The sequence below is a fragment of the Flavobacterium sp. IC2-16 genome, from assembly GCF_055521455.1.
On the sequence record NZ_CM145480.1, the window covers coordinates 1,849,464 to 1,873,721 of the forward strand.

Annotated in this window: 24 protein-coding genes; 14 read left to right on the plus strand and 10 right to left on the minus strand. The window is 33.8% G+C overall.

Annotated elements, in window-relative coordinates; all coding sequences use genetic code 11:
- Positions 1-7: 7 nt before the first annotated feature.
- Positions 8-1,729 (minus strand): hypothetical protein, encoded by a 1,722-nt coding sequence (locus tag ACZ1JT_RS08295; protein ID WP_465093368.1) that lies wholly within the window; start codon positions 1,727-1,729, stop codon positions 8-10.
- 44 nt (positions 1,730-1,773) lie between these two features.
- Positions 1,774-2,832, minus strand: a complete 1,059-nt coding sequence (locus ACZ1JT_RS08300) for a dsDNA nuclease domain-containing protein (protein WP_465095284.1) — start codon at positions 2,830-2,832, stop codon at positions 1,774-1,776.
- A gap of 48 nt (positions 2,833-2,880) precedes the next feature.
- Here ACZ1JT_RS08300 and ACZ1JT_RS08305 point away from each other — a divergent pair, with 48 nt between their 5' ends.
- Both ACZ1JT_RS08305 and ACZ1JT_RS08310 read left to right on the plus strand, forming a co-directional pair.
- Positions 2,881-3,273 (plus strand): hypothetical protein, encoded by a 393-nt coding sequence (locus ACZ1JT_RS08305; protein WP_465093369.1) that lies wholly within the window; start codon positions 2,881-2,883, stop codon positions 3,271-3,273.
- A 76-nt stretch (positions 3,274-3,349) separates the two neighbouring features.
- Positions 3,350-3,784, plus strand: coding sequence for a JAB domain-containing protein (locus tag ACZ1JT_RS08310; protein ID WP_465093370.1), 435 nt, complete (start codon positions 3,350-3,352; stop codon positions 3,782-3,784).
- 162 nt (positions 3,785-3,946) lie between these two features.
- On the opposite strand, the gene ACZ1JT_RS08315 is transcribed toward ACZ1JT_RS08310, so the two are convergent.
- Positions 3,947-4,183, minus strand: a complete 237-nt coding sequence (locus ACZ1JT_RS08315; protein ID WP_465093371.1) for a helix-turn-helix domain-containing protein — start codon at positions 4,181-4,183, stop codon at positions 3,947-3,949.
- 128 nt (positions 4,184-4,311) lie between these two features.
- Here ACZ1JT_RS08315 and ACZ1JT_RS08320 point away from each other — a divergent pair, with 128 nt between their 5' ends.
- The 4 genes from ACZ1JT_RS08320 (at position 4,312) to ACZ1JT_RS08335 (ending at position 6,320) form a co-directional block, all read left to right on the plus strand.
- The gene (locus ACZ1JT_RS08320) at positions 4,312-4,989 is read left to right on the plus strand and encodes a hypothetical protein (RefSeq protein ID WP_465093372.1); all 678 of its coding nucleotides are present in this window, start codon (positions 4,312-4,314) and stop codon (positions 4,987-4,989) included.
- 9 nt (positions 4,990-4,998) lie between these two features.
- Positions 4,999-5,475, plus strand: coding sequence for a hypothetical protein (locus ACZ1JT_RS08325; protein ID WP_465093373.1), 477 nt, complete (start codon positions 4,999-5,001; stop codon positions 5,473-5,475).
- Positions 5,476-5,487: 12 nt separating this feature from the next.
- On the plus strand, positions 5,488-5,901 hold the full coding sequence (locus tag ACZ1JT_RS08330) for a surface-adhesin E family protein (RefSeq protein ID WP_465093374.1): 414 nt from the start codon (positions 5,488-5,490) through the stop codon (positions 5,899-5,901).
- A 62-nt stretch (positions 5,902-5,963) separates the two neighbouring features.
- Complete coding sequence (locus ACZ1JT_RS08335) at positions 5,964-6,320, plus strand: hypothetical protein (RefSeq protein WP_465093375.1); 357 nt, start codon at positions 5,964-5,966, stop codon at positions 6,318-6,320.
- A 134-nt stretch (positions 6,321-6,454) separates the two neighbouring features.
- Here the strand turns inward: ACZ1JT_RS08335 and ACZ1JT_RS08340 are convergent, their stop codons facing one another.
- The 5 genes from ACZ1JT_RS08340 to gldJ all read right to left on the minus strand — a co-directional run bounded on the left by ACZ1JT_RS08340 (position 6,455) and on the right by gldJ (position 11,587).
- A complete protein-coding gene (locus tag ACZ1JT_RS08340; protein WP_465093376.1) occupies positions 6,455-7,048 on the minus strand; it encodes a hypothetical protein in 594 nt (197 codons plus the stop codon).
- A complete protein-coding gene (locus tag ACZ1JT_RS08345; protein WP_465093377.1) occupies positions 7,035-7,538 on the minus strand; it encodes an RNA polymerase sigma factor in 504 nt (167 codons plus the stop codon). The genes ACZ1JT_RS08340 and ACZ1JT_RS08345 overlap by 14 nt, the downstream gene beginning before the upstream one ends.
- An 11-nt stretch (positions 7,539-7,549) precedes the next feature.
- Entirely contained in the window at positions 7,550-8,410 is an 861-nt protein-coding gene (locus tag ACZ1JT_RS08350) for an alpha/beta fold hydrolase (protein ID WP_465093378.1), read from the minus strand.
- A gap of 109 nt (positions 8,411-8,519) precedes the next feature.
- The gene (locus tag ACZ1JT_RS08355) at positions 8,520-9,803 is read right to left on the minus strand and encodes a UDP-N-acetylmuramoyl-tripeptide--D-alanyl-D-alanine ligase (protein ID WP_465093379.1); all 1,284 of its coding nucleotides are present in this window, start codon (positions 9,801-9,803) and stop codon (positions 8,520-8,522) included.
- A 68-nt stretch (positions 9,804-9,871) separates the two neighbouring features.
- Positions 9,872-11,587 (minus strand): gliding motility lipoprotein GldJ, encoded by a 1,716-nt coding sequence (gene gldJ, locus ACZ1JT_RS08360; protein WP_465093380.1) that lies wholly within the window; start codon positions 11,585-11,587, stop codon positions 9,872-9,874.
- Positions 11,588-11,798: 211 nt separating this feature from the next.
- On the opposite strand from gldJ, the gene porU reads away from it, so the two are divergent.
- The 8 genes from porU to ACZ1JT_RS08400 all read left to right on the plus strand — a co-directional run bounded on the left by porU (position 11,799) and on the right by ACZ1JT_RS08400 (position 22,615).
- Positions 11,799-15,671: a type IX secretion system sortase PorU gene (gene porU, locus ACZ1JT_RS08365; protein ID WP_465093381.1), complete on the plus strand. Its 3,873-nt coding sequence runs from the start codon at positions 11,799-11,801 to the stop codon at positions 15,669-15,671.
- Positions 15,672-15,710: 39 nt separating this feature from the next.
- A complete protein-coding gene (gene porV / locus ACZ1JT_RS08370; RefSeq protein WP_465093382.1) occupies positions 15,711-16,898 on the plus strand; it encodes a type IX secretion system outer membrane channel protein PorV in 1,188 nt (395 codons plus the stop codon).
- A 71-nt stretch (positions 16,899-16,969) separates the two neighbouring features.
- Entirely contained in the window at positions 16,970-17,452 is a 483-nt protein-coding gene (gene cdd / locus ACZ1JT_RS08375) for a cytidine deaminase (RefSeq protein WP_465093383.1), read from the plus strand.
- 96 nt (positions 17,453-17,548) lie between these two features.
- Positions 17,549-18,547: a pyruvate dehydrogenase (acetyl-transferring) E1 component subunit alpha gene (gene pdhA, locus ACZ1JT_RS08380; protein WP_465093384.1), complete on the plus strand. Its 999-nt coding sequence runs from the start codon at positions 17,549-17,551 to the stop codon at positions 18,545-18,547.
- A 6-nt stretch (positions 18,548-18,553) separates the two neighbouring features.
- The gene (locus ACZ1JT_RS08385) at positions 18,554-20,161 is read left to right on the plus strand and encodes a 2-oxo acid dehydrogenase subunit E2 (RefSeq protein WP_465093385.1); all 1,608 of its coding nucleotides are present in this window, start codon (positions 18,554-18,556) and stop codon (positions 20,159-20,161) included.
- Between the two features lie 68 nt (positions 20,162-20,229).
- Positions 20,230-20,907: an SDR family NAD(P)-dependent oxidoreductase gene (locus tag ACZ1JT_RS08390; RefSeq protein ID WP_465093386.1), complete on the plus strand. Its 678-nt coding sequence runs from the start codon at positions 20,230-20,232 to the stop codon at positions 20,905-20,907.
- A 3-nt stretch (positions 20,908-20,910) separates the two neighbouring features.
- Positions 20,911-21,510 carry a SprT-like domain-containing protein gene (locus ACZ1JT_RS08395; RefSeq protein ID WP_465093387.1) on the plus strand — a complete coding sequence of 200 codons (600 nt, stop codon included), beginning with the start codon at positions 20,911-20,913 and terminating at the stop codon, positions 21,508-21,510.
- A 40-nt stretch (positions 21,511-21,550) separates the two neighbouring features.
- Positions 21,551-22,615 (plus strand): mannose-1-phosphate guanylyltransferase, encoded by a 1,065-nt coding sequence (locus ACZ1JT_RS08400; protein WP_465093388.1) that lies wholly within the window; start codon positions 21,551-21,553, stop codon positions 22,613-22,615.
- Between the two features lie 28 nt (positions 22,616-22,643).
- Here ACZ1JT_RS08400 and ACZ1JT_RS08405 read toward each other — a convergent pair whose 3' ends face one another.
- Together ACZ1JT_RS08405 and ACZ1JT_RS08410 are read right to left on the minus strand one after the other, a co-directional pair.
- Entirely contained in the window at positions 22,644-23,414 is a 771-nt protein-coding gene (locus ACZ1JT_RS08405; RefSeq protein ID WP_465093389.1) for an ABC transporter ATP-binding protein, read from the minus strand.
- 1 nt (position 23,415) lies between these two features.
- On the minus strand, positions 23,416-24,159 hold the full coding sequence (locus ACZ1JT_RS08410) for an MlaE family ABC transporter permease (protein WP_465093390.1): 744 nt from the start codon (positions 24,157-24,159) through the stop codon (positions 23,416-23,418).
- Positions 24,160-24,258: the final 99 nt, after the last annotated feature.

Consider the following 24,258-nt stretch of genomic DNA (forward strand, 5'->3'; position numbering starts at 1 on the left):
TTAATTTTTAAAAAGGGAGTTCATCATTGTAAATTCCCTGATTAATTATAGGTGAAATTTCCATGAAAACTTCATCATAATATTCTTTTTTAAGTAATGAATATTTGTCATTTTTTAATGTTATTGTTTCATCTTCATCAAAAGTAGTGTCAATATCATCTACTAAACTTAAAATTAGCTGAGATTGGTTAGGCTGATTTTTATCAATAAAATTTAGTATTGATTTTAAATTATCAATATCCTGTTCTTGTTGGTTGGGAGAATCAATAATTATAGGGCAAAAAGTTGCTGTTGAGTATTTGTTCATTACTTGTAAAAATGTAAAATAATATGCTAGTAAAGCTCTAGGCAGACTACTGCCTTGTTCTTTAATAACAGAGTCCATTTTTTCAAAAATACTTTTAGAAATTTTTTCAGTGTCAATGTTTAATTTTTTCAGGCTAGATTTTAATTCTGACCTATAAAAATTCATTATTGTTTGTTTTTTGTCTTCCCCTTCTTTATTTATTCTTTTTAATTCAATTTCAAGAGCATCATGCCTAATTTTGGCTTCCCCAATTTTTTTATAAATATCATTTTTTTCATTTAGAAAAATTTCTTTAACTCTTTTTTTTCCTTCGTTTTCAATAATATCTGCCAACTTAATTTCAGATTTCTTTTGATTTAAAATTTCTTGAATTTTTTCAAAATCAAGTTTTTTTTCTATAAATGATTTATCATATGATTTGATTTCGTCATCAATTTTTAATAATTCTGACTTTAGGTCACTTAATAATTCTTCAAAATTTTCTTCATCTTCAGCTATTGAAAATCTCTCGCTAAAATTGTTTTCGAAATGTGTACCACACATTGGACAATCAATATTGTCCTCAATGTAATTCAATGCATATTTATAATCTTTTTTTGATTCGTTGATAGAGGTTTCAACAATGCTTATCCTTGAGACAATTATAGATTTTTGATTATATAATTCTGTTAATTTATGTTTTAACTTATTTTGTTCTGTCTTTAGTTTTTCACATTCTGCAAGCAGTTCAGAAATTTCCTGACTAAAGTCATCAAGATTAATATTTAAATCTTCACTGTTTAATTTGTTATTAATACTTCTTAGTATTTTAATTAAAGTGTCAATTTCATTTTTAGTGTTTTCAATCTCAATTTTTACAACATCAAATTCTGATTTAGCTTTATAATAGTTATTACCTTTTATACCTGAATGATAATCTAATAGAGGTTTTTTCCAATTGTTATATTGCGATAAATTTGCAAAAGAATTCCAATTTGCATTCCAACTCTTATCTTGATCAATATAAAAAGGTAAAAATAAGTATGTAGGAGGTGGGACTTCAGGAGCACCACTTCTGTTGTTAATGATAAAATTAAAGTCAAAAAGGTTATTCAAAAACAATGAAAGAGTTTTGAATGAATGAGTTGACAATTCATTGTTTTTGTCAATAACAATGAATCTTTTTTTATCATATCTTAATACAGAATATTTTTCTTCATTGATTCTAAATTTCAAGTATGTAATTGGTTCAGAACTAGTCCAATTTTCATTTATAACTGCTGGGTTTGCCCCAAGAGTGTAGTAAATGCTTTTAATTAAACTTGACTTTCCTATTTGATTACTCCCCTTTATTATTGTCCTCTTTGGGTTGAATTTTATTTTTATTGCCTTTTTCTCTCTCTGTGATAATATTTGAATTTCCTCGAAAACTAATCTTTTCATACTTGTTAGTTCTTAAATTTCTAATCAATAATTTGAAGCTGCCTTTATTCATTATATATTTCTATTAGAATTAATAATTTCAAAAAACTATTGGAGTAAATCTTTTGGGTTTTTATAGTGTCATTTTTTTGTATAATATTTAGAATTAGCTCAACTGAATCCAATATGTTTTTATCTAAGTTGTCAATGTTCTCATGTATATTTTTTTTGATAATATTTCTACATTGATTAAAGAATGTGTTGTTTATTTTTAAAGATTCAATCTTGATGTCTTCCCAAGCAGATGATAGCTGTTTTCTTTCAGTAATTTTAATGTTTGAACTGTCCAGAGCATTAAAAATTGTCTTCTTAAGTTCTTCCAATTTATTGGGTGCAGTAACAACTATTTGTAGCATGTTTTCAAAATCATTTTTAGTAACAGCTTTGTGTTTTATTAATTCCTCAAATGATTCTGGAGATTTTTCATTATTGTTTCTTCTGTTTATCTCATCAAAAATTGTTCTATAAGCTAATGAAGGATTGTACTTAATATCTGATGTGAATTTGTTCTCAATAAAAATATTCAGCTTATTCTTAGTTATTTCATTATGGTGTTGAATGGTTAATTCAGTTGAATTAAAAAAAAGACTGTCAACATAATTTTTGTCCCATTTTATTTTAAGTTCACTTTCAATTGAATTTGAAATTTTAGCTATTTCTTTTTCTGTTAATTCATTACAGCAAACAAATTCCTTTTCTTTTAATTTTTGAAAACTAAAGTTTGTATTTGAAACAAGATTCAATGTTTTGGTTTCATCAAAGAAGTTTATTTTATTTTGAAATAATTTTCCTAAAATAGAATTTCCATTGCCTTCTTTGTCTTTTTTTAGATTCAATAACTGGGTAATTGTGTAATTACCTTTGTCTTTTGTTTTTATTTGGTAAAAATCTACAAGATTTGGATCAGTTGAAGAATCAAAAACTATGATGTCTTCATGAAACTCGAAAGCAATTATAAAGTCCTCATTGTTTTTGGCTAGTTCAATTAATTTGCAAATTGCCCAATTTTTTTGAAAATCAAATCTGTTTGATGCAATTGAACCAGCATTTTCTCTTGGCTTTATAGATTTTAACTTTTCTTTTAGGTTTTGTCAACTCAAAAATCAAACAAAATGGTAAGAATTGTAAACTATTTAAAAAGACAAACAGAGGAGAAAGATTTCTTTGTTTTAGAAGTTCAAGGAGGTATTGAAATGGTATTAAGCCAAAGTACTCAAAAGTATTATGCTACAGCTAAAAAGGCTTATGTGTCATCTACATTTGATGAAGTAACTTGTAAAGCCTTAGTTGGAACTGAAATGCCTGGAAGTATTGTTAAAGTAGATTGTGAACCTTACGAGTACACTAATAGAGAAACTGGGGAAATATTCACTTTGAGTCATAATTATCAATATACTCCAGAGGAAGGAGCTATTTCTAAAGAGGATAAAGCTATTCAGAAACTATTTGGGGATGAATTGCAATTATCTCGAAATGAAATTCAGTTGGAACAGCAAGTAATGTAATTTTAGTACGTCCATTTTTTGTTTGTATATAATATATGCTCACAATTTTTGGACGTATTTTTATTTTTCTAAGTTTATGGAAGTATCAGAAATTAAAGTTTCGTACACAAATCATAATCCTGACAGGATTAAAGTAACAAATAGCCAAATCTTATTTGAGCTTATTATTAGGCAATGGAATTTAGATATTATTGAACTTCAAGAGGAGGTAAAGGTAATTTTACTGAATAGAGCTAATATAGTTATTGGGATATATGAAATGTCTAAAGGGGGTATAAGTGGGAGCATTGTGGATAATAGAATTATTCTAGCTGTAGCTTTAAAATGTAATGCTACTAGTATAGTGTTAATACATAATCATCCAAGTGGTAATTTAAATCCAAGTGAACAGGATAAAGTAATTACAAAGAAATTAAAGAATGCTTGTGAAGTACTTGATCTAACACTTTTAGATCATTTAATCATTACGAAGGAGAGTTACTATAGTTTCAGTGATTCAGGAGTACTTTAGACCTTACAAATTGGTAATTACATCATATGTATAATATGCCAAGTTGTAAGGTTTGTATAAAATTGAAATTCTTTGTAAGCTCACAGGTGACATATTAATGGAGCTAGAAGGAATTTCTCTAGCCTTTGGTCTAACAAACCATATATATAATATAGCTAAATTTTATTTTTTCAATGTCTCTGTTACAACTAATTCAGTAAGGGGTACTTCTAAAGCTTCAGCAATTCTGTAAAGTGTAAATACTGTTGGATTAGTTCTGCCTGATTCAATTCTTGAAATATTAGTTGTGTCAATATTACCTTCTATTTTCCCAACTAAATCAACTTGGGATAAACCTTTACTAACTCGTATATCCTGAATTCTTTTCCCTACAGTTTTTAGTAATTCTGATTTTTCCATGTTGACATATTTGGCAAGTCAAATCAACTGGTTATATTTGTGTATATTAATGCCATATATGGCAACTATTTAAAATTTAGAATGGTAATTAAAAGCAGGAGTTTTGTGAAATTTATTTTTGAAAATTGATGTCAAGAAGAGAAGTATTCAGGCAATTGGATAGAAATAGTCCTTATCACCATATGGCTATTGATGTAGTTGGTGAAATGAAACAAACATTAATAAATAGGTTAGGGAAAAATCCATTGTTTGAGGACTACATGAATTATTTTATGGAATTATATTCTAATCAAGATGAGAATTGTGTTGCTGTTCACTGTTCTTATATTCAAGATGAGTATATGGCTATGGTTGAAATTTTAAAAATTTCTGATGTAGATGTAACAAATTATGAAATGCTATATCACCAACTTTATACGAATTGGGAGGATTATGAATTATCTGAGAAGGATAATTATATAGAGAAAATGAATTTCATATGTGAACAAGTTGAGTATAGAAAAAAAAATGAACAGAACCTTTATGCTGACAGGGTTTATGACTATTTAAAGCATATAAAAATTGAGAAAGTTATTAAAGAACTCCATGATATTATTTATGAAGTTCCAAAATTAGTACCACATCTTAATTTGGAAGTTCCAAAACAGTTAGTAGAAAAAAAAGATGTTAAAGAAAGCTCATTTTCATTTGCATCTGTTTGGGGTGCAGTAGCATTGTTTTTTGTTATACTCCCTTTCATTATTAAGTATCCATATGTAATTGGAATTGTTATGGTTGTAGGCTTAGTTTATTTGATAAAAAGGTAAGGTTAATTCATGGTTGAGTTCTTAATAAATGATTTAGAGTTGAAATCTAAGTCCTTAGATATTAAATGTGTTAGGTCTTGGTTGGTTAAGCATGAGGATTATTTCAAGTTTTTAATTAGTGAATCTAAATGCAGAAAATGGAGTAAATGGTTAAATGATAAAAACACATTTATATTCCCATGTGTTTGTCCAATAAGAGAGCAAGACTGTATATTCATTGAGACATACTATAAACTATTATGCTTAGAAGAAACTTTAAAACTTTATAAAGTAGCTTTAGAAGAGTATAGACATATAAATAAATATGGGATTGCTTTGTTGGAATGGAGGAGTAAATATCAGTCTCTTTTTCTTAAAGACAACTTGGAAGCTATCATTAGTGTCAAGGAAACTTCTGAACCATACAAGGTATTTATATTAAAAATAGAAGATAAGTCATTTGACTCTTTTAGAAGGTTTCAGAAGATTTATATAAAATCAACTTAAGAATTTAATTTTATGAAAAAACTACTTTTATTAATTGCATTTTTATCAACCACTTGTCTAATTGCACAAGAGAATGAAGTTAAAATTGGTTCAACAGCAGAAAGTACATACTACTTAATAAAAAATACAGTAAGAAGATCAATACAAGGAGATGTAAATAATACTTACATTGAGTGTTGGTTAAAAATTGTTTATAAGAAAGACCAAATTGTAAATGACAAAAAGTATTCTAATGTGCATTCAATGAATAAGGTTATTGTTAATTGTTATGGTAATCAATACAAGCTTTTAGATATGGTAACTTATGATAGTAATGGTGATGTTCTTAAGAGTTCTACTTTTAATGATTATGACCCATTTACAAATGTAGTTCCTAATACAGTAGGTTGGAAAATAGTTGAAGTTTCATGTATGTATAAAGAATGACATACTTTACTAATAATATAAGCCACCTAAAGTAAGGTGGTTTTTATTTTAAATCAAATAAAATGAAATATCCAGACATACCCTTCAAAATAGGAATGGAGTATGAGAATTGGGAATTTGATTTGGAGATTTTACCAGATAGGTTGGAGAGATATGATAGTTACAGATACATAGGAAATGAGTTTAATAATATTCTGAATTTTTCTACAGATGAAACTGAACTAATTTTCAGTTATGATATTCTAGTTGCAGTAATTATTAAATTCAAATATGAATCTTCAAGTCATAGAAGGAAATTATCTGAATATGCACAAGGCAATAATATTCTAATTGTTGAGGTAGGAGTAATAGGAAGTTTGTTTTTTATTATTTCAAAATCCAAAATCAAGAAGGAAATATTTAAGTCTTTATTGGGGTAAAAATGATAAAAAGGCATGCTTTTAGGTATGTGTAATTTTTAATACGCAGTTAAAGTACTGATATTTAGTGTAGTATTTAATAAGTGGAGGGGCCCTCATCGCCCACAAAAAAGCACTCTTAATGAGTGCTTTTTTTATTGATGGAAATTGCTTTCCATTTCTTTTATCGAATCAATAATCTGCTTTGTTCGATTATATTCTTTTTCTTTCTGCTTTTTCCCCAAATAAAAATAGGCAAATAGCATCCAAGCGATATACAGGCTTAAGCTAATTGTTTTTGCAGTTGTACTCATAGGTTGCATTACTTCTATAAAATACAAGCCAAAAGCAATATTTAGAAGAATAAAGTAGGCTAGTGTAATTTTTGTCCCAACAAACTTTTGAAAGGTGTAAAATCTTTCCAGTTGTGCTAATGTTTTTGTTGGTGACTGGGTTAAATCAATTTTATTAAGAGTTAAGACTTGGTATAAGCGAATTGCCGAGAAGCCAAACAGACACAAAAACATCAAACCTATGCCGATATAAGTGGTAGCCATTTTAAAATTTACAGAAGTTACTACCCAGGTTACAACTGCCATTGAAGCTAAAAGCGTGCTTATTTGAAATAAAATTTTTCTAATGAAAATTTGCTTTTCTTTTTTTCCTTTCTCTAATATTGTTTTTGCATCTGGTAAGGAAGTACTTTTTTGTTGCTTCCAAATGTCTTGAAGATTTTCAAATTCTTTCATATTTTGCATATAAAGTGCTTAATTGTTGTTTGATTCTATGGACTTTGACTCTTAGATTTCCTTCAGATATCGAAGTAACTTCTGCGATTTCAGAATAGGAAACTTCTTCGAGTAATAGTGTGATGATTAATCGGTCTGTTTCATTAAGTTCGCTGATGCATGTGTATAAAAGTTGTATTTGTTGTTCTTTTTCATTTGTTTCATCATCTATTTTGATTACACTTTTATCAAGGCCTACATTGTTTTTGGTTTTATCCGATCGAATATGTTGTAAGCAGGTATTCATGGCGATACGGTAAATCCAAGTGCTTATTTGCGATTCGTTTCGAAACTTGGATAGATTAGTCCAAATCTTAATAAAAATCTCTTGTAGTAAGTCATCTGCAAGCATCGTGTCTCCAGTATATCCCATACACATTCGATGAATTTTTTGGGAGTAACTATCGTAAAGCGCTTTAAACTGCTTATCTCCTTGTTGTTCTTGTGTCACGTTTTCTGTTTTTAATTGGCGTTTAAAAAAGTGTCAATTTCATTGTAAAACCATGCAGGTTGATCATACATGATGAAATGTTTAGAGTCAGCCACTTTAATTGTCTTGTTTTTTAAATTAGTGTATTGAAGATTGTATTCTTTTTCGCTAGCCTCTTTTGTACCCCACTTACTTGCCATTACTAAGATAGGTGCTTTAATGTTTGCAATATCGTTTCTTAAATCGGTAGTGGCCATTTCAACTATTGTGCTTCCTAAAGTTGCTCTGTCGCTTTTGTAGCTCCATGTGGCAATTTGTTTTGCACGGACTGTATCGTTTACTTGCATTAGCATAGCTTGTGTCATGTTTTTAATATATCCGTCTTCAGGAATTGCTTTAAAGTTGGTAATAACCGCTTCTTTGTTGTATTGTGGTTGTGTTTTTAGTTCTTCAGCTTTTGCTTCAGGCTTTCCAACTGCCGAAACAAACGGAAGTCCATCTACACAGATACTTTTTCCAAACATATTGGGTTCAGTGCTGTGTAGCCATAAGGTCATAAAGGCTCCCAAGCTATGTCCGATTACAATCGGTTTTTTCAAATTGTTGTCTTTTACGTATTGAATGATTTCATCGCGAACTGTTTTGAGAATTTCATCGTTTTGTATTGGTTTTGCACCACCAAAGCCAGCAAGTGTTAAAACATGAAGTTGATAATCATTCTTAAGATGTTCAACAGTTTCATTCCATACCTCACTACTGCATGAATATCCAGGGATAAGAAGTGCCGGTTTTCCTTTTCCAATCACTTTTACTTCAAAAGAAGGGTGGTTTTGTTGAGCAAATACATGTAAGGTTGTGAAGATTACAAATAAAGAGAAGATCATTTTTTTCATGGTAGTCGTTTTTTATATTAATTTCTCTTTGGATGCATGTCTTAGTGTTTTGTTACAAAAAAGATTAAATTTTTTTAAAATAAAAAAAACCGCATGTAGCGGTTTGGATTTATAATATATCTAAAATTCGTTCAAGAGCCATTCCTCTTGAGCCTTTTATGAGTATTGTGCTATTGGTAGGGTTTGTTTTTTCTATAGCCGCTTTTAAACTTTCAAAAGTGTCATAAAAATACAGATGACTAGATTCTGATCTGTTTGCAAAAAAATCTTTCCCAACAAAATAAGTCTTAATGGTAGTATTGTTACAACATAAATCAACTATTTTTTTGTGTTCTAAAAGACTTTCTTCTCCTAATTCAAACATGTCGCCTAAAATAGCAGTTTTGGTTGTTCCGTCAAGCTGAATAAAATTTGTAATGGCGGCATGCATACTACTTGGATTTGCATTATAAGCATCCAGAATAATTTTATTGCTATTTTTTTCGAGTAATTGAGACCGATTGTTACTCGGAATATAATTTTCAATTGCCTCTTTTATCTCAGAAGAAGGTATGTTGAAATAACAACCAATAGTTATAGCCGCATTAATATTGTTCGCGTTATATATTCCAATTAGATGTGAGTTGATAGTTTGTTCGTTGAAAACAACTTTAACCATCGGGTTTGCTGTTACGGATGAGATTATTACATCAGCCTTTTCGTTTTGTGAAAAAGTGTATTTGATTATTCCAGCTGATTTCTCCTTTTGAATGGTGTCATCAAGATTAACAAAAACAGTCTTGTGGTTTTCTCTTAAATAATCATATAGTTCACTTTTTCCTCTGATAACACCCTCAACTCCACCAAAGCCTTCTAGGTGTGCTTTCCCAAAATTGGTGATATAGCCAAAATCAGGTTCGGCTATTTTACATAAAAATTCAATTTCTTTTTGATGGTTTGCGCCCATTTCAACAATACCAATATCGGTGTCTTCTTCCAATGATAAGAGTGTTAAAGGAACTCCAATGTGATTGTTTAGGTTGCCAACAGTAGCTATTGTTTTGTATTTTTTTTGAAGTACACAGTTTATGAGTTCTTTCGTTGTGGTTTTTCCGTTACTTCCTGTTAGAGCAATAATGGGTAATCCTAAAGCACGACGGTGATAATTGGCTAAATCCTGTAACATTTTTAGGGTATCAGGAACCAGAATTAATTTTTCGTTGTCGGTTAGAAATTTTTTATTGTCAATAATAGCAAAAGCTGCTCCCTTGTTTAGAGCTTCTTGTGCAAATTCATTAGCGTCGAAGTTCTCTCCTTTTAAGGCAAAGAATATAGAATTTGGGGTGATTTTTCGAGTGTCTGTTGTTACTGTTTTACAGAGTAAAAAATGCTCGTATAATTCTTCAACTTTCATATTGAATAGGTATAAAAATAAAAGCCCTAAAATAGGGCTTTTATGGAATAGTATGAAAATTTATTTTATTAACCTCTTGGTTTTTTCTTGTTGTCTTTAGGTCCTACTTTAGACATTGCGCAACGGAAACCAATATAGTCTGTTGCCATATCTTGTGGGTAGTATCTTCTTGACGCAGGATCTAACCAGTATGCTCTGTCTCTCCATGAACCTCCTTTGTAAACTCTTGAATCGTCGTTAACTAAAGTTGTTCTTTTTGAAGACTTGTCATATTGTCTCTTCATTACACCTAAACTGTCAACAGATATTTGGTGTTTTGGAGAATCGTACATTCTTTTAGCATCGTTTTCTTTTGCTTCACCACCTTCTTCTTCTTCAGAGCTAGCGAATTTAAAGTAACGCGTTGATTGTTTATCACCATCTCTATAGTTTCTGTTGTCAGAAGTAGAGAAGTTGTAACGTAAATACGTTTCATTTTCATCAACTGGAACTTGAGCGATTTGACCAGGGAAATTTCTTGCCATGATTTTACCATTACTCAAAGTGTCGTATTTGATGCTTTCAGATGTTACCATTTCCACTTTTCCGTCTTCACCAATTTTGTTTTTAGTATAAACGTTTCCACGGAAGTAGTTGAAGTCATTCGCTTCGTCATCTACCATTGGTCTGTATACGTCTTGTACCCATTCTGCAACGTTACCTGACATATCATATAAACCAAAATCGTTTGGTGGATAAGATTTTACTTTGTTAGTGATATCTGCACCGTCATCAGACCATCCAGCAATACCGCCGTAATCTCCTTTTCCTTGTTTGAAGTTAGCCAATTGGTCACCTCTTAATTTTCTTTTTCCAGAACGAGTGTATTGTCCTTTCCAAGGATATTTTTTCTTACCTCTATAGATATTGTATTCACGGATACCGTTTAAAGCAGTTGCAGCATATTCCCACTCAGCTTCAGTTGGTAAACGATATTCTGGTAAAATGATACCTGAAGAACGTTGTGCGAAAACGTTTTTAGGTTCGATAGTTTTACCATCTTTTGTAGTTTGTGGTTTTGCATTTTTACCTTTTGCACCTTTTTTACCTCTGAAGACGATTTCTTCGTTTCCACCAAATGAAGTAGATGGGCTAGCTAAATATGCTTCAGTGCTAAATGTGTTTTGAGCATCAACATCGTTGATTTTAGCATCTTTTTTCAAATATTGCTCACGCTCTAAGATAGCCTCATTAACACGGTCTGTTCTCCATTTAGAGAATTCAACAGCTTGAATCCAGTTCACACCAACTACAGGATATTGTCCGTAAGCTGGATGTCTTAGGTAGTTGTTAGTCATCGTTTCGTTATAACCCAAACGATTTCTCCATACCAAAGTATCTGGTAAAGCACCTGTGTAAATGTTTTTGTAGTTTTCGTCATCCGGAGGGAAAACTTTTTTCAACCAGAATAAGTACTCTGCGTACATCATATTGGTTACTTCAGTTTCATCCATATAGAATGACTGTACGTGCTGCTGATTTGGAGTGTTATTCCAATCGTGCATTACGTCATCTTCCACTTTACCCATTGTGAAAGTTCCACCTTCAACAGCAACCATTCCTGGTGGGGTTTCTTGTTTTTTGTACTTGTCGTTGTATTGGAAACCACCTTTTTTGTCGTTGATTTTCCAACCTGTAGCTTGTGAGCCACCTTTTGACGACCCTTTTTTACTACAGCTAGTAAAAGATATGGCTAGAGCCAACGCTGCCATCATCTGTAAAGTCATGATTCTTCTAATTTTCATACTTTCAGTAGGTAATAAATTTAGTGCCGCAATATAGTAATTAACCATTAAACTGCAACAACTTTTTTTCAAAATTAAAAAAAAATATAAAATTGTGTTAAAACTTCAAGGCTATAACGCAGTTCAAGCACTTATATTGTGCTAAATTAGTTAATACCAAAAATATTTTTTCTATTTGTAATAACTTTTCAATTATTACGTTTTATTAACGATGAAGAAAATTATTTTATTTTTACTTTTTATAAATGCTTTTTTAGGCTTTTCTCAGCAAAAAGAACAAATAGTGCTAAACTGGAATGAGCCTACTGCTTATTTTGTTGATACTATTCAATATACGCTTCCTAAATTCCAAGATGAAAATTTCAATTTTAATTCTGCTAGCAAAGTAATTTCGTTTCGTAAATTAATCAAAACTTCAGTAGCTATTAATGAGAAATCATTGATAATTGAAAATCTTGTTACCGAAGTTGTAGCTAAAGATGCTCTTAAAGATATTTCGTATGTTAATTTGCCAAATTCCATTCAAGCGGAATTTCTAAATTCTATTGCGCGAAACGAATATTATGCCACGTTGTCTTTTTTTCCAATTTTTAAAGAAGGCAATGTTGTTAAACGAGTTAAAAGTTTTTCTTATTCGTATTCCAATTCATCTTCGAGATTAACTAATAGAAGTTCTTTTGTGGTTTCTAATTCTGTTTTGGCAACTGGAGATTGGTATAAATTTTATGTTGAAAAATCTGGAGTATATAAAATTACCAAAAGTTTTTTACAGCAATTGGGTATGAATACCAATGTAGATCCTCGTCGTATAAAAATTTATGGAAATGGTGGTAGGATGATTCCATTATTAAATAGTACTTATTATCCAAAGGATTTAGAAGAAAACGCAATTCAAGTTATTGGAGAGGATGATGGAAGTTTTGATAGTAATGATTATATCCTCTTTTATGCTGAAGGTGTGGATGTCTGGAATAATGAAAGTTTAACCAGTGTTAATTTGTTTGATTCCAAGTCCTATTATTATGTTACTGTTGTTGGAGGAAATGGAAAGCGTATTCCTTTAAATGTTGAGCCTACAACTAATCCTGATTTTGTTTTCTCGACTTTTGAAAATTATCAATATTATGAAGTTGATAAAAACAATGTTGGTAAATTGAGTCGTAAATGGGTTGGGGACAATTTTAATATCGACAATATTCAAACATTTACGTTTAATTTTCCAAATATAAATTCTTCAACACCGGTTTCTTTGCGTTTAAATGCAGTTTCGGCTTCTTATGGTGCTAGTTCCTTTAAGGTTAAAGCAAATGGGACAGCATTAGGGACAATTCCTTTTTTAACATTGTCTACAAGTTTGGATGTTGTTGCCGATGAAAATATGTTGGTGGCAGATTTTTCTGCTTCATCGCCTAGTGTTTCAATTCAAATGGAATATGATAATGGAGGTGTTCCTTCGTCAAACGGATATTTAGATTACATAGCATTGGTTGCGTCGTGTAATTTGCAAGGTTATGGCAAACAATTTCAATTTAGTAATAAGTTAGCCGGAAGTAATATTGGGGTTGGACAATACCAGTTCTCAAATTCTGGTAATATTTCTCAAGTTTGGGATATTACAGATATTAATAATGTCACTAAATATGAAAATGCAGGACAAGCTTCGTATTCGTTTAAAACAAATTTGGGCGAAGCGAGAAAATATGTTGCGCTAGATTTAGCCGATGTTTATTTTCCGTCAGCAGATTCAAATGCTAAAATTGCTAATCAAGATATTAAAGGAACAATTTTTACAGACGATCAAGGTAATTTTCAAGATGTTGATTATTTAATTGTTACGCCAACTTTTTTAAAGAATCAAGCGGAGCGGTTGGCTAATTTTCATAGAAACAATTCAGGACTTAAAGTTAAAGTTGTGGAATTGCCAAAAATTTATCAAGAGTTTTCGTCTGGTAAACAGGATGTGGGTGCGATTCGAAATCTGGTTTACTATATTTATAGAAATGATGATCCAAGAATCGTAAATAGGATAAAATATGTCAATCTTTTTGGAGACGCCTCTTACGATTATAAAAACAGAATTTCCAACAATACAAACATAGTTCCTGTTTTTCATGCTTTGTATCGTTTATTAGGGCAAAATAGTCCTGGAACAAGTTTTACCTATAATTTTTCGGAACATATTTCGTATATGACGGATGATTTTTATGGGTTGATGGACGATACGGAAGGGTTAACAAATAGTAATGAAAAGATAGATGTTGCTGTAGGAAGAATGTTGGTTAGTAGCGTTTCTCAAGCAGAAGCGATGGTTAATAAGGTAATAGAGTATCATGATGTTCAATCGTATGGTCGCTGGAGAAATAATTGTTTGTTTATATCTGATGATGTTGATAGGATTTCCGATGCTTCTTTAGAGCAAGATTTGGATAATTTGGCTAATGTGATTCATCAACAAAAGCCTTTTATCAATGTTAAAAAAATTCACTCCGATTCGTATGTACAAGTTACTTCTGCCGGAGGGAATCGATACCCAAAAGTGAATGAAGATATTTTGAATGAATTTGGTCAAGGTGCTTTGGTGGTTAATTATTTTGGTCATGGTGGCGAAGAAGGACTGGCTCAAGAACGAATATTTGAAAAATTAGATGCGCAAAATTTAACCAACCGATACCGTTACCCGTTGTTTATTACCATAACTTGTGAGTTTACACGTTTTGACAATCCTCAACGTCAAAGCGGTGGCGAATTTATGTATTGGAATAGAGCAGGTGGAGCGGTTTCTATGGTGGCAACTACTAGAGAAATTGGTCAGTCTACAGGAAAAACCTTGAATGATAAATTGGCGGCAACCTTGTTTGCTTTTGGTTCCGAAGATTATCCTTCCATAGCCGATGCTTTTGCACAAGCTAAAAATCAAACGGCTTCTGGCGATATTCGTGTAGCATTTTATATTGGTGATCCAGCACTTAAGCTGGCAATTCCAAAGCCAAAAGTAAGATTGACTAAAATTAACGATGTGCCCATTTCGCAACCAACCGATACCTTAAAGGCTTTAAGTTATATTAAGTTATCCGGTGAAGTTGTAGACGATAATGATGTGTTGCAGTCTAATTATAATGGTAGTCTTGCGGTTCAAATTTTTGATAAAAACATGAGTAGAACCACACTGGGCAACGATGGTGTCATGAACGGGTCTCAATTATGGATTATGAATTTTGAAACGCTCGGGGAGACAATTTTTAGAGGAAATGCTTCAGTAAATAATGGTATGTTCGAATTTGGTTTTGTTGTGCCTCGCGATATCAGAATCCCAGTGGGTGATGGAAGGATAAGTTTTTATGCAATGAATACGAGTCCGTTGTATGATAACAGAGGTTACGATGCGACTATAAAAGTAGGGGGTATTAATACCAATGCTACGGCAGATAACCAACCCCCAAGAATTCGTTTGTATATGAATGATGAAACGTTTGTGTCTGGAGGAATTACAAATGCTTCGCCTTATTTGTTGGCTTTCTTGGAAGATGAAAATGGGATAAATACTGCAAGTGGGATCGGTCATGATATTGTTGCTATTTTAGATGGCAATGAAACGAGTCCGTATATTCTAAATGACTATTATGAGACCGAACCTAACGATTACACCAAAGGGAAACTTAGATTCCCATTCCGAAATTTAGCAAAAGGACTGCATACGTTAACCCTTAAATGTTGGGATGTGTATAATAATTTTGCTTCTGCAGAAATTCAATTTATTGTGGCAGATGACGGCGAAATTTCATTGTCAAACGTGTTGAACTATCCAAACCCGTTTGTGAGTTATACCGAGTTTTGGTTTTCACATAACAAACCTTATGAGCCTTTAGATGTGCAAGTTCAAATTCTAACCATTGCCGGTAAATTGGTAAAAACCATTAATCAGTCGGTTACAACCGAAGGTTTTTTATCAAGAAGTATTAAATGGGATGGGCGTGATGATTTTGGTGATAAAATTGGAAAAGGAGTATATGTGTATAAATTAACTGTAAAATCATCAACTACAGGAAAAACGGCTGAAAAAGTCGAGAAACTTGTAATCCTTTAGGAAAATAGTATATTTGTCAAATTAACTTTTAAATAAAAAATGAAAAAAATTGCCATATTAACTCTGTTTTTATCTGTGTGTCAAATGGTTACAGCGCAAGACAGGGTGATTACAACAGGAGTTCCCTTTTTGTTAATTTCAGCAGATGCTCGTGCAGCGGGAATGGGAGATATGGGTGTGGCGAGTTCAGCCGATGTTTTTTCACAGCAATATAATCCAGCAAAATACGCGTTTTCACCTTATAAGTATGGCTTTTCAGTAAGTTATACGCCGTATTTAACAAGTATAGCAAACGATATATCATTAAGTCAGGTTACTTTTTACGATCGTTTTAATGAGCGAAGTGCTTTTGCAGGGAGTTTGCGTTATTTTGGTTTAGGGGATATTACCTTAACAGATAATCAAGGTCAAGAACTTAATACAGTTAGTCCGAATGAGTTCGCTTTAGATTTGTCGTATTCTTTGAAATTGAGTGAAGAATTTTCAATGGGGGTAGCAGGTCGCTTTATCCGTTCTAACTTAAAAATCGCAACAGATAATGTAGATGCGTCTGCAGCAAATTCTTTTGCCGTAGATATTGCAGCGTTTTATCAGTCGGAAGAAAAAGCATTTAGTGACTTTAACGGAAGATGGCGTGCTGGTTTTAATTTGCAAAACTTAGGACCTAAAATTTCATACGATGGTGATGTAGAAAGAAGTTCGAACTTTTTGCCTTCAAATATGAAATTAGGTGCAGGTTTTGATTTTATTTTCGATGAGTATAATAAAGTAACCGTGTTAGGGGAAGTGAATAAGCTTTTGGTTCCAACGCCTCAAAAAGTTGTGCCAAAAGATTTAAATGATGATGGTGTTATCGATTCAAATGAAATTAATACCGCTTATGCTGAAGCAAATCAAGCCTATAGAAATATAGGTTGGGTATCTGGAATTTTCAAATCGTTTGGCGATGCACCAGATGGATTTAGTGAAGAACTTAAAGAGTTTACTTGGGCTTTAGGAACTGAGTATTGGTATCAGGATTCCTTTGCTTTCCGTGCGGGATATTTTAATGAAAGTGTTCAAAAAGGAGCAAGAAAATTTGCAACCATTGGAGCTGGATTTAAATACAACATAGTTAAAGTAGATGTATCATATTTGTTCTCTACTTCTAAAGTGAAAAACCCGTTGGAAAACACATTGCGATTCTCGTTAACGTTTAACTTCGGAGATTCATACAACGATTTGTAATAAATAGAAAACATGAAAACATATCCAAATTCATTTGAATTTGGATTTTTTGTCTCTAATAATTTGATTAAATGAAGAATATTACTGTAACATCAACATTTTCGGTTTATGATTCACAAGATGAATTGAATGGCGAAGTGAAAGATTTAATGTCTAAAGCAATCGAAATACGAAAGAAAGCCTATGCGCCATATTCTAAATTTCGTGTTGGGGCGGCTATCTTGTTAGATAATGGGAAAGTGGTTGTTGGTTCTAATCAGGAAAATGCAGCGTATCCTTCGGGACTATGCGCCGAGCGCGTTGCAATATTTCAGGCTGGGGCTATTTACCCCGAGGCAAAAATTGTAACGATGGCTATTTCGGCAACTGGCGATGATAAAGAAGTTTCAGAGCCAATTCCGCCTTGTGGAGCTTGTCGTCAATCTATTGCTGAATACGAATTTCGCCAAGATAGTGCTATAGAAATTTATTTTATGGGTGCTGTTGGTAAAGTGTATAAGTCGGATTCACTTAAAAATTTATTACCATTAATTTTTGACAAAAACTTTTTATAAACAACGTAATTTAACGCGTTTAAATTTTCACTTCTTAAAGGGAAGTGTTATTTTTGCCGTTCGCAAAATTGTGTAAAATAGCTTAAAAGCGTAATAATGAAACCAATTACAAAAGAAGTTTACCTGAAATGGTACGAAGATATGCAGTTCTGGAGAAAGTTTGAAGACAAACTGGCTGCATTATACATCCAACAAAAAGTTAGAGGGTTCTTGCATTTATATAATGGCCAAGAGGCTGTTTTGGCTGGAGCGCTACATGCTATGGATTTATCTAAAGATAAAATGATTACTGCATACCGTAACCACGTTCAGCCTATCGGAATGGGAACAGACCCAAAGCGTGTAATGGCTGAATTGTTAGGAAAAGTTACAGGTACTTCAAAAGGTATGGGCGGATCGATGCATATTTTCGATAAAGAACACGGTTTTTACGGTGGTCACGGAATTGTTGGAGCGCAAATCCCAGTTGGTGCAGGTATCGCTTTTGCAGATAAGTATTTTAATACTGGTGGTGTTACGTTAACTTATTTTGGAGATGGAGCAGCACGTCAAGGTTCTTTGCATGAGGCATTTAATATGGCTATGTTATGGAAACTTCCAGTTGTATTTATTGTGGAAAACAATGGTTATGCTATGGGTACTTCTGTAGAAAGAACAGCAAATCATACCGATATCTGGAAATTAGGTTTAGGGTACGAAATGCCATGCGGACCTGTAGATGCCATGAATCCAATTAAAGTGGCAGAAGCAATGCATGAAGCTATTGATAGAGCGCGTCGCGGTGACGGACCAACATTTTTAGAAATGAAAACGTACCGTTACAGAGGGCACTCAATGTCGGATGCACAGCATTACAGAACCAAAGAAGAAGTGGATGAGTATAGAAAAATAGACCCAATCACTCAGGTTTTGGATATCATCAAAGAAAACAACTATGCTACCGATGCTGAAATCGAAGCAATCGATCAACGTGTGAAGGATTTGGTAGATGAATGTGAAAAATTCGCAGAAGAGTCTCCGTATCCGGAAATTGCACAATTGTATGATGTAGTGTACGAACAAGAAAACTATCCATTTTTACCACATAAATTATAATCGATTATGGCAGTAGTAATTACCATGCCGCGTTTGAGCGACACCATGACCGAAGGCGTTGTGGCAACTTGGTTAAAAAAAGTTGGTGACGTAGTAAAAGAAGGGGATATCCTTGCTGAAATCGAAACTGATAAAGCAACAATGGAATTCGAATCTTTTAATGCAGGAACACTTTTGCATATTGGAATTCAAGAAGGCGAATCGGCTCCGGTTGATTCACTTTTAGCAATCATAGGAAAACCAGGAGAAGATATTTCTGCGTTGTTAAGTGGTGGAAGTGTGCCAGCTCCAGCAGTAGAAACCGCTCCAGCAGCTGAAGTTAAAGCGGAAGCTCCAGTAGCAGCAGCTGTTGAAATTCCTGCAGGAGTAAAAGTTGTAACGATGCCACGTTTAAGTGATACGATGACTGATGGTACTGTAGCGACTTGGTTGAAAAAAGTGGGTGATACAGTAAAAGAAGGTGATATTCTTGCTGAAATCGAAACCGACAAAGCAACAATGGAATTCGAATCGTTTAACGCAGGAACATTGTTATACATTGGGGTAAATGAAGGTCAAACGGCTCCAGTTGATAGTATTTTGGCTATCATTGGCCCTGCAGGGACAGACGTTTCCGGAATTGCGGCTAATTATAAAGCAGGAGCAACTGTTGAAGCACCAAAGGCGGAAACCGTGGCTCAAGCAAAAGTTGAAGCAGCAGCACCAGTACAAAATACAGCTTCAGGCGGAAGAGTATTTGCTTCTCCGTTGGCAAAAAAAATAGCGCAAGACAAAGGAATTGACTTGTCGCAAGTAAAAGGTTCCGGAGAAAACGGAAGAATCGTAAAAAATGATGTAGAAGGCTTTACACCGCAAGCAGCAACACAAACAGTTTCCGCATCGGCACCTGTAAGTGTTGCTTCATCAGTAAAACCATTTGTTCCTGCTGGAGAGAAATTCCAAGAAGAAATCAAAAATTCGCAAATGCGTAAAACGATTGCACGTCGTTTAGCAGAATCGAAATTCACTGCGCCTCATTACTACTTGACTATTGAAGTGGCAATGGATGAGGCAATGAAATCGAGAGCGGTTATCAATACAGTGCCCGATACCAAAGTATCGTTCAACGATATGGTGGTGAAAGCATGTGCTATGGCTTTGAAAAAACACCCACAAGTAAACTCACAATGGAGAGAAGATGCAATGATCATCAACCACCATGTGAATATTGGTGTGGCAGTAGCAGTAGAAGACGGATTAGTAGTGCCGGTACTGAATTTTACGGACCAAATGAGTTTGACTCAAATTGGCGCTGCTGTAAAAGACTTGGCAGGTAAAGCTAAAAACAAAAAACTGACTCCAGCTGAAATGGACGGAAGTACGTTCACGGTTTCCAATTTAGGAATGTTCGGAATCCAATCATTTACGTCAATTATCAACCAACCGAATTCAGCAATTTTATCTGTTGGAGCGATTGAAGAAAAACCAGTGGTAAGAAACGGACAAATTGTAGTGGGTAATACCATGACAGTTACACTGGCTTGCGACCACAGAACTGTAGATGGTGCAACAGGAGCACAATTCTTACAGACGTTACGTCAATATTTAGAAAATCCAGTAACAATGTTGGCGTAAGCCCGTTGTTCTTAATAAATTAAATCCCGTTTTGAACTTCAGAACGGGATTTTTAGTATTTTAGTTTTATGAAGAATATCATCATCACAGGAACTTCGAGAGGAATAGGTTATGAGTTGGCATTGCAATTTGCCGCAGCCGGGCATCATGTTTTGGCAGTTTCGCGTAAAATTCCTCAAGGATTACTGGGGAATACCAACATTACGTGTCTTTCGGTAGATTTGTCTTTGGAAGAAGATTTGAATCAAGTTGTTGATTTTATAGAATCCACTTGGAAGAAAGTCGATATCATTATTCATAATGCGGGTTCACTTTTAAACAAACCTTTCGGTGAAATTTCTGCTGAAGAATTCGAAAACGTATATAAAGTGAATGTTTTTGGTGTAGCGAATTTAACGCGTATCTGTTTGCCGTATCTTCAAAAAGGCAGCCATGTGGTTACAATCAGTTCGATGGGCGGTATTCAAGGCAGCATGAAATTCCCGGGATTGGCAGCCTATTCGTCAAGTAAAGGAGCTGTGATAACCTTGTCGGAATTGTTAGCGGAAGAATACAAAGAACGAGGCATCGCTTTCAATGTGTTAGCGTTAGGCGCTGTTCAAACCGAAATGTTGGAAGAAGCGTTTCCTGGTTATGAAGCACCAATTAAACCAAAAGAAATGGCCGATTATATTTTTAATTTTGCTTTAACCGGCAATAAATATTATAACGGAAAGGTATTGCAAGTGTCATCTACAACACCATAACAAATGAGTGATGTCCTTCTGAAATATTTGCCCGAACACGCGGTCCCTAATTGTTTTGAACTCATCAAAGCCAATAACGTGCATTTGAAGATTGTCAACGAACGCATTACCCGTCATGGCGATTATCGAAGACATCCCGATGGGTTTCATCAAATTACGGTGAATGCCAGTTTGAATAAATACCGATTTCTAATTACTCTTATCCATGAAATTGCTCATTTGGTTGCTTTTGAGAAATACGGAAGAATGATCAAACCACATGGCGACGAATGGAAACTTACCTTTCAGAAATTAATGGTGCCGTTCATCCGACCGGAAATTTTTCCCAATCAGTTATTGCCATTGTTGGCCAGACATTTCAGGAATCCCAAAGCCAGTAGCGATACCGACGCAACATTATCATTGGCTTTGAAGCAATTCGACCCGGTTAGTGATAAAAATTATATCTTTGAGATTCCGTACGGAAGTGTATTCCGAATTCATAACGGAAAAATATTTAAAAAAATAGCACTTCGAACCAAGCGATATGAATGTATAGAAGTAAGTTCCGGAAGAATTTATCTGTTCAATCCCAACGCCGAAGTAGAGTTATTACCAAATTAAAAACAAACTCAGTAACTAGGTTACTTAGCAACAGATACAAATGAATAAAAATTATTACGCCATCATCATGGCCGGAGGAGTTGGTTCTCGTTTTTGGCCGGTAAGTACAACCGAATTTCCTAAGCAGTTTCACGATATGTTGGGAACTGGAGAAACCTTAATTCAGAAAACGTTTAGTCGCTTGTCTCAACTCATTCCGAAGGAAAATATTTTAATCCTAACCAATGAGGTATACAATGATATTGTTCTGGAGCAGTTGCCAATGGTGAAGCAGGAACAAATTGTGTTGGAACCTGCCATGCGTAATACCGCACCTTGTATCTTGTATGCTTCCATGAAAATTCAAAAGCTAAATCCCAATGCCGTAATGGTAGTGGCGCCCAGCGATCATTGGATTGAAGATGAAGTACAGTTTTGTGCGAACTTGCAACATGCATTCGACTTTTGTGAGCGTGATGAGAACTTAATGACATTAGGAATTTTACCCACTTTCCCTAATACAGGTTACGGTTATATCGAATTTGATAAATTAGATTCACGACCAATTAAAAAAGTAAAACAATTCCGCGAAAAACCGGATTATGCTACCGCGAGAAAGTTTATCCAAAGCCGAAATTTTCTTTGGAACGCCGGAATTTTTGTGTGGAGTGTGAATAGCGTTTTAAAAGCGTTTAATGAGTTTCAGCCGGTAATGTATTCTTTGTTTGAAAAAGGATATGACAGCTTAAATACTACTAATGAAGCTACATTTATTAAAGAACATTATCCTCAGGCCGAAAACATTTCTGTCGATTATGCTATTCTGGAAAAAGCACAAAATGTGTTTGTATTGCCGGCCACTTTCGATTGGAATGATTTAGGAACATGGGGTTCGTTGTACGATAAATTACCAAAAGACGAACAAGACAATGCTGTGGTAAATGCGACTGTTATATTGGAAAATTCATCCAACAATATTATTCGCACCGAAGGAAAAAAATTGGTGGTTGTAGATGGGTTAAAAGATTTTATCATTGTCGATAAAGACGATGTGTTGCTAATTTATCCGAAAGGGAAGGAGCAGGAGATTAAGAGAATAACGGCAATGGCGAATGAATTGAAATAAAAAAAAGGAGTCTTCAAGACTCCTTTTTTTATAATTTATCTGCTCTATTCTGAGCTTTTCGTACTTTTTTGAATAATTCCGAGGAATATACAAAGTCTACAATTGCTTCGTTATCGGTTTTAAAAATTTCTTTTTTGGTACCTTCCCAAGCGAGAATTCCTTCTTTCAAGAAAATAATCTTTTCGCCAATTTCCATTACTGAGTTCATGTCGTGTGTGTTTACCACAGTTGTAATATTGTATTCCTGAGTAATTTCCTGAATCAGATTGTCAATCACCACCGCCGTTTTAGGATCTAATCCCGAGTTGGGTTCGTCACAAAAAAGATATCGCGGATTGTTTACAATCGCACGCGCAATGGCCACACGTTTTTGCATACCTCCAGAAATTTCAGATGGCTTTTTGGTGTGCGCATTAATTAGTTTAACGCGATCAATAACAAAATCTACACGCTCTTTAATTTCACGAGCCGATTTGTTAGTGAACATTTTTAGGGGAAATCCTATGTTTTCTTCCACAGTCATTGAGTCAAATAACGCACTTCCTTGGAATACCATGCCGATTTCGGTTCTCAGATTTCTTTTTTCATCATCAGACATATCCGAATAAATTCTGCCATCAAAAGAAATGGTTCCTATATCGATATTGTGAATCCCTAGTAAGCTCTTAAGTAAAACGGTTTTACCCGAACCAGATTGTCCGATAATTAAATTAGTTTTCCCGGTCTCAAAAGTAGTCGTGATTCCTTTTAAAACTTTTTGCTCTCCAAACGATTTTTCTACATTTTTTACCTCAATCATCTTATTTGCTTAACAGGAGTTGTGTTAAAATATAATTCATTAAAATTATCGCTACCGATGTCCATACGAACGATGTTGTACTGGCTTTACCTACTTCTAAGGCACCACCTTTCATGAAATAGCCGTGAAAAGAAGGAATAGTTGCCAATAAAAATGCAAAACAAACGGTTTTAATAAAAGCATAAGTTACATGAAACGGAATGAATTCCACTTGTAAACCGGTTTGAAATTCGGAACTTGTTGCAAAACCACCATATACACCGGCCATCCAACCACCAAGAATACCTAAAAACATACTCAAGCCAATAACAAATGGATACAACATCATGGCTACGATTTTTGGAAAAACCAAATAGTTAAGCGAGTTAACACCCATTACTTCTAAAGCGTCAATTTGTTCTGTTACGCGCATGGTACCAATACTTGAAGTGATAAACGAACCCACTTTTCCGGCCATGATAATCGAAATAAACGTAGGAGCAAACTCCAAGATTACCGATTGGCGGGTTGCAAATCCAATTAAATATTTTGGAATAAGCGGATTGGTTAAGTTTAAAGCCGTTTGAATAGCTACAACCCCACCCACGAAGAACGAAATAAAGGCTACAATTCCAAGGGAACCAATTACCAAATCATCAACTTCTTTCATGATGAGTTGTTTCATCATCGACCATTTGGTGGGTTTGTTGAAGACTTCCTTCAACATCAAAAAGTATTTTCCTATCTGGGATAAATATCGAATCATGCGTATAAAAATATTCGCTAAAATAAGGATTAGTTATGACCCGAGAAAAATAAAGCTTTATTTTTTGAATTGACGAAGTAGTTATGTGGTATGTGTTGT

Coding starts and splice junctions, on each gene's coding strand:
- ACZ1JT_RS08295 (WP_465093368.1), bottom strand. CDS start 1,729: ATGAAAAGATTAGTTTTCGAGGAAATTCAAATATTATCACAGAGAGAG.
- ACZ1JT_RS08305 (WP_465093369.1), top strand. CDS start 2,881: ATGGTAAGAATTGTAAACTATTTAAAAAGACAAACAGAGGAGAAAGAT.
- ACZ1JT_RS08310 (WP_465093370.1), top strand. CDS start 3,350: ATGGAAGTATCAGAAATTAAAGTTTCGTACACAAATCATAATCCTGAC.
- ACZ1JT_RS08315 (WP_465093371.1), bottom strand. CDS start 4,183: ATGGAAAAATCAGAATTACTAAAAACTGTAGGGAAAAGAATTCAGGAT.
- ACZ1JT_RS08320 (WP_465093372.1), top strand. CDS start 4,312: ATGTCAAGAAGAGAAGTATTCAGGCAATTGGATAGAAATAGTCCTTAT.
- ACZ1JT_RS08325 (WP_465093373.1), top strand. CDS start 4,999: ATGGTTGAGTTCTTAATAAATGATTTAGAGTTGAAATCTAAGTCCTTA.
- ACZ1JT_RS08330 (WP_465093374.1), top strand. CDS start 5,488: ATGAAAAAACTACTTTTATTAATTGCATTTTTATCAACCACTTGTCTA.
- ACZ1JT_RS08335 (WP_465093375.1), top strand. CDS start 5,964: ATGAAATATCCAGACATACCCTTCAAAATAGGAATGGAGTATGAGAAT.
- ACZ1JT_RS08340 (WP_465093376.1), bottom strand. CDS start 7,048: ATGAAAGAATTTGAAAATCTTCAAGACATTTGGAAGCAACAAAAAAGT.
- ACZ1JT_RS08350 (WP_465093378.1), bottom strand. CDS start 8,410: ATGAAAAAAATGATCTTCTCTTTATTTGTAATCTTCACAACCTTACAT.
- ACZ1JT_RS08355 (WP_465093379.1), bottom strand. CDS start 9,803: ATGAAAGTTGAAGAATTATACGAGCATTTTTTACTCTGTAAAACAGTA.
- gldJ (WP_465093380.1), bottom strand. CDS start 11,587: ATGAAAATTAGAAGAATCATGACTTTACAGATGATGGCAGCGTTGGCT.
- porU (WP_465093381.1), top strand. CDS start 11,799: ATGAAGAAAATTATTTTATTTTTACTTTTTATAAATGCTTTTTTAGGC.
- porV (WP_465093382.1), top strand. CDS start 15,711: ATGAAAAAAATTGCCATATTAACTCTGTTTTTATCTGTGTGTCAAATG.
- cdd (WP_465093383.1), top strand. CDS start 16,970: ATGAAGAATATTACTGTAACATCAACATTTTCGGTTTATGATTCACAA.
- pdhA (WP_465093384.1), top strand. CDS start 17,549: ATGAAACCAATTACAAAAGAAGTTTACCTGAAATGGTACGAAGATATG.
- ACZ1JT_RS08385 (WP_465093385.1), top strand. CDS start 18,554: ATGGCAGTAGTAATTACCATGCCGCGTTTGAGCGACACCATGACCGAA.
- ACZ1JT_RS08390 (WP_465093386.1), top strand. CDS start 20,230: ATGAAGAATATCATCATCACAGGAACTTCGAGAGGAATAGGTTATGAG.
- ACZ1JT_RS08395 (WP_465093387.1), top strand. CDS start 20,911: ATGAGTGATGTCCTTCTGAAATATTTGCCCGAACACGCGGTCCCTAAT.
- ACZ1JT_RS08400 (WP_465093388.1), top strand. CDS start 21,551: ATGAATAAAAATTATTACGCCATCATCATGGCCGGAGGAGTTGGTTCT.
- ACZ1JT_RS08405 (WP_465093389.1), bottom strand. CDS start 23,414: ATGATTGAGGTAAAAAATGTAGAAAAATCGTTTGGAGAGCAAAAAGTT.
- ACZ1JT_RS08410 (WP_465093390.1), bottom strand. CDS start 24,159: ATGATTCGATATTTATCCCAGATAGGAAAATACTTTTTGATGTTGAAG.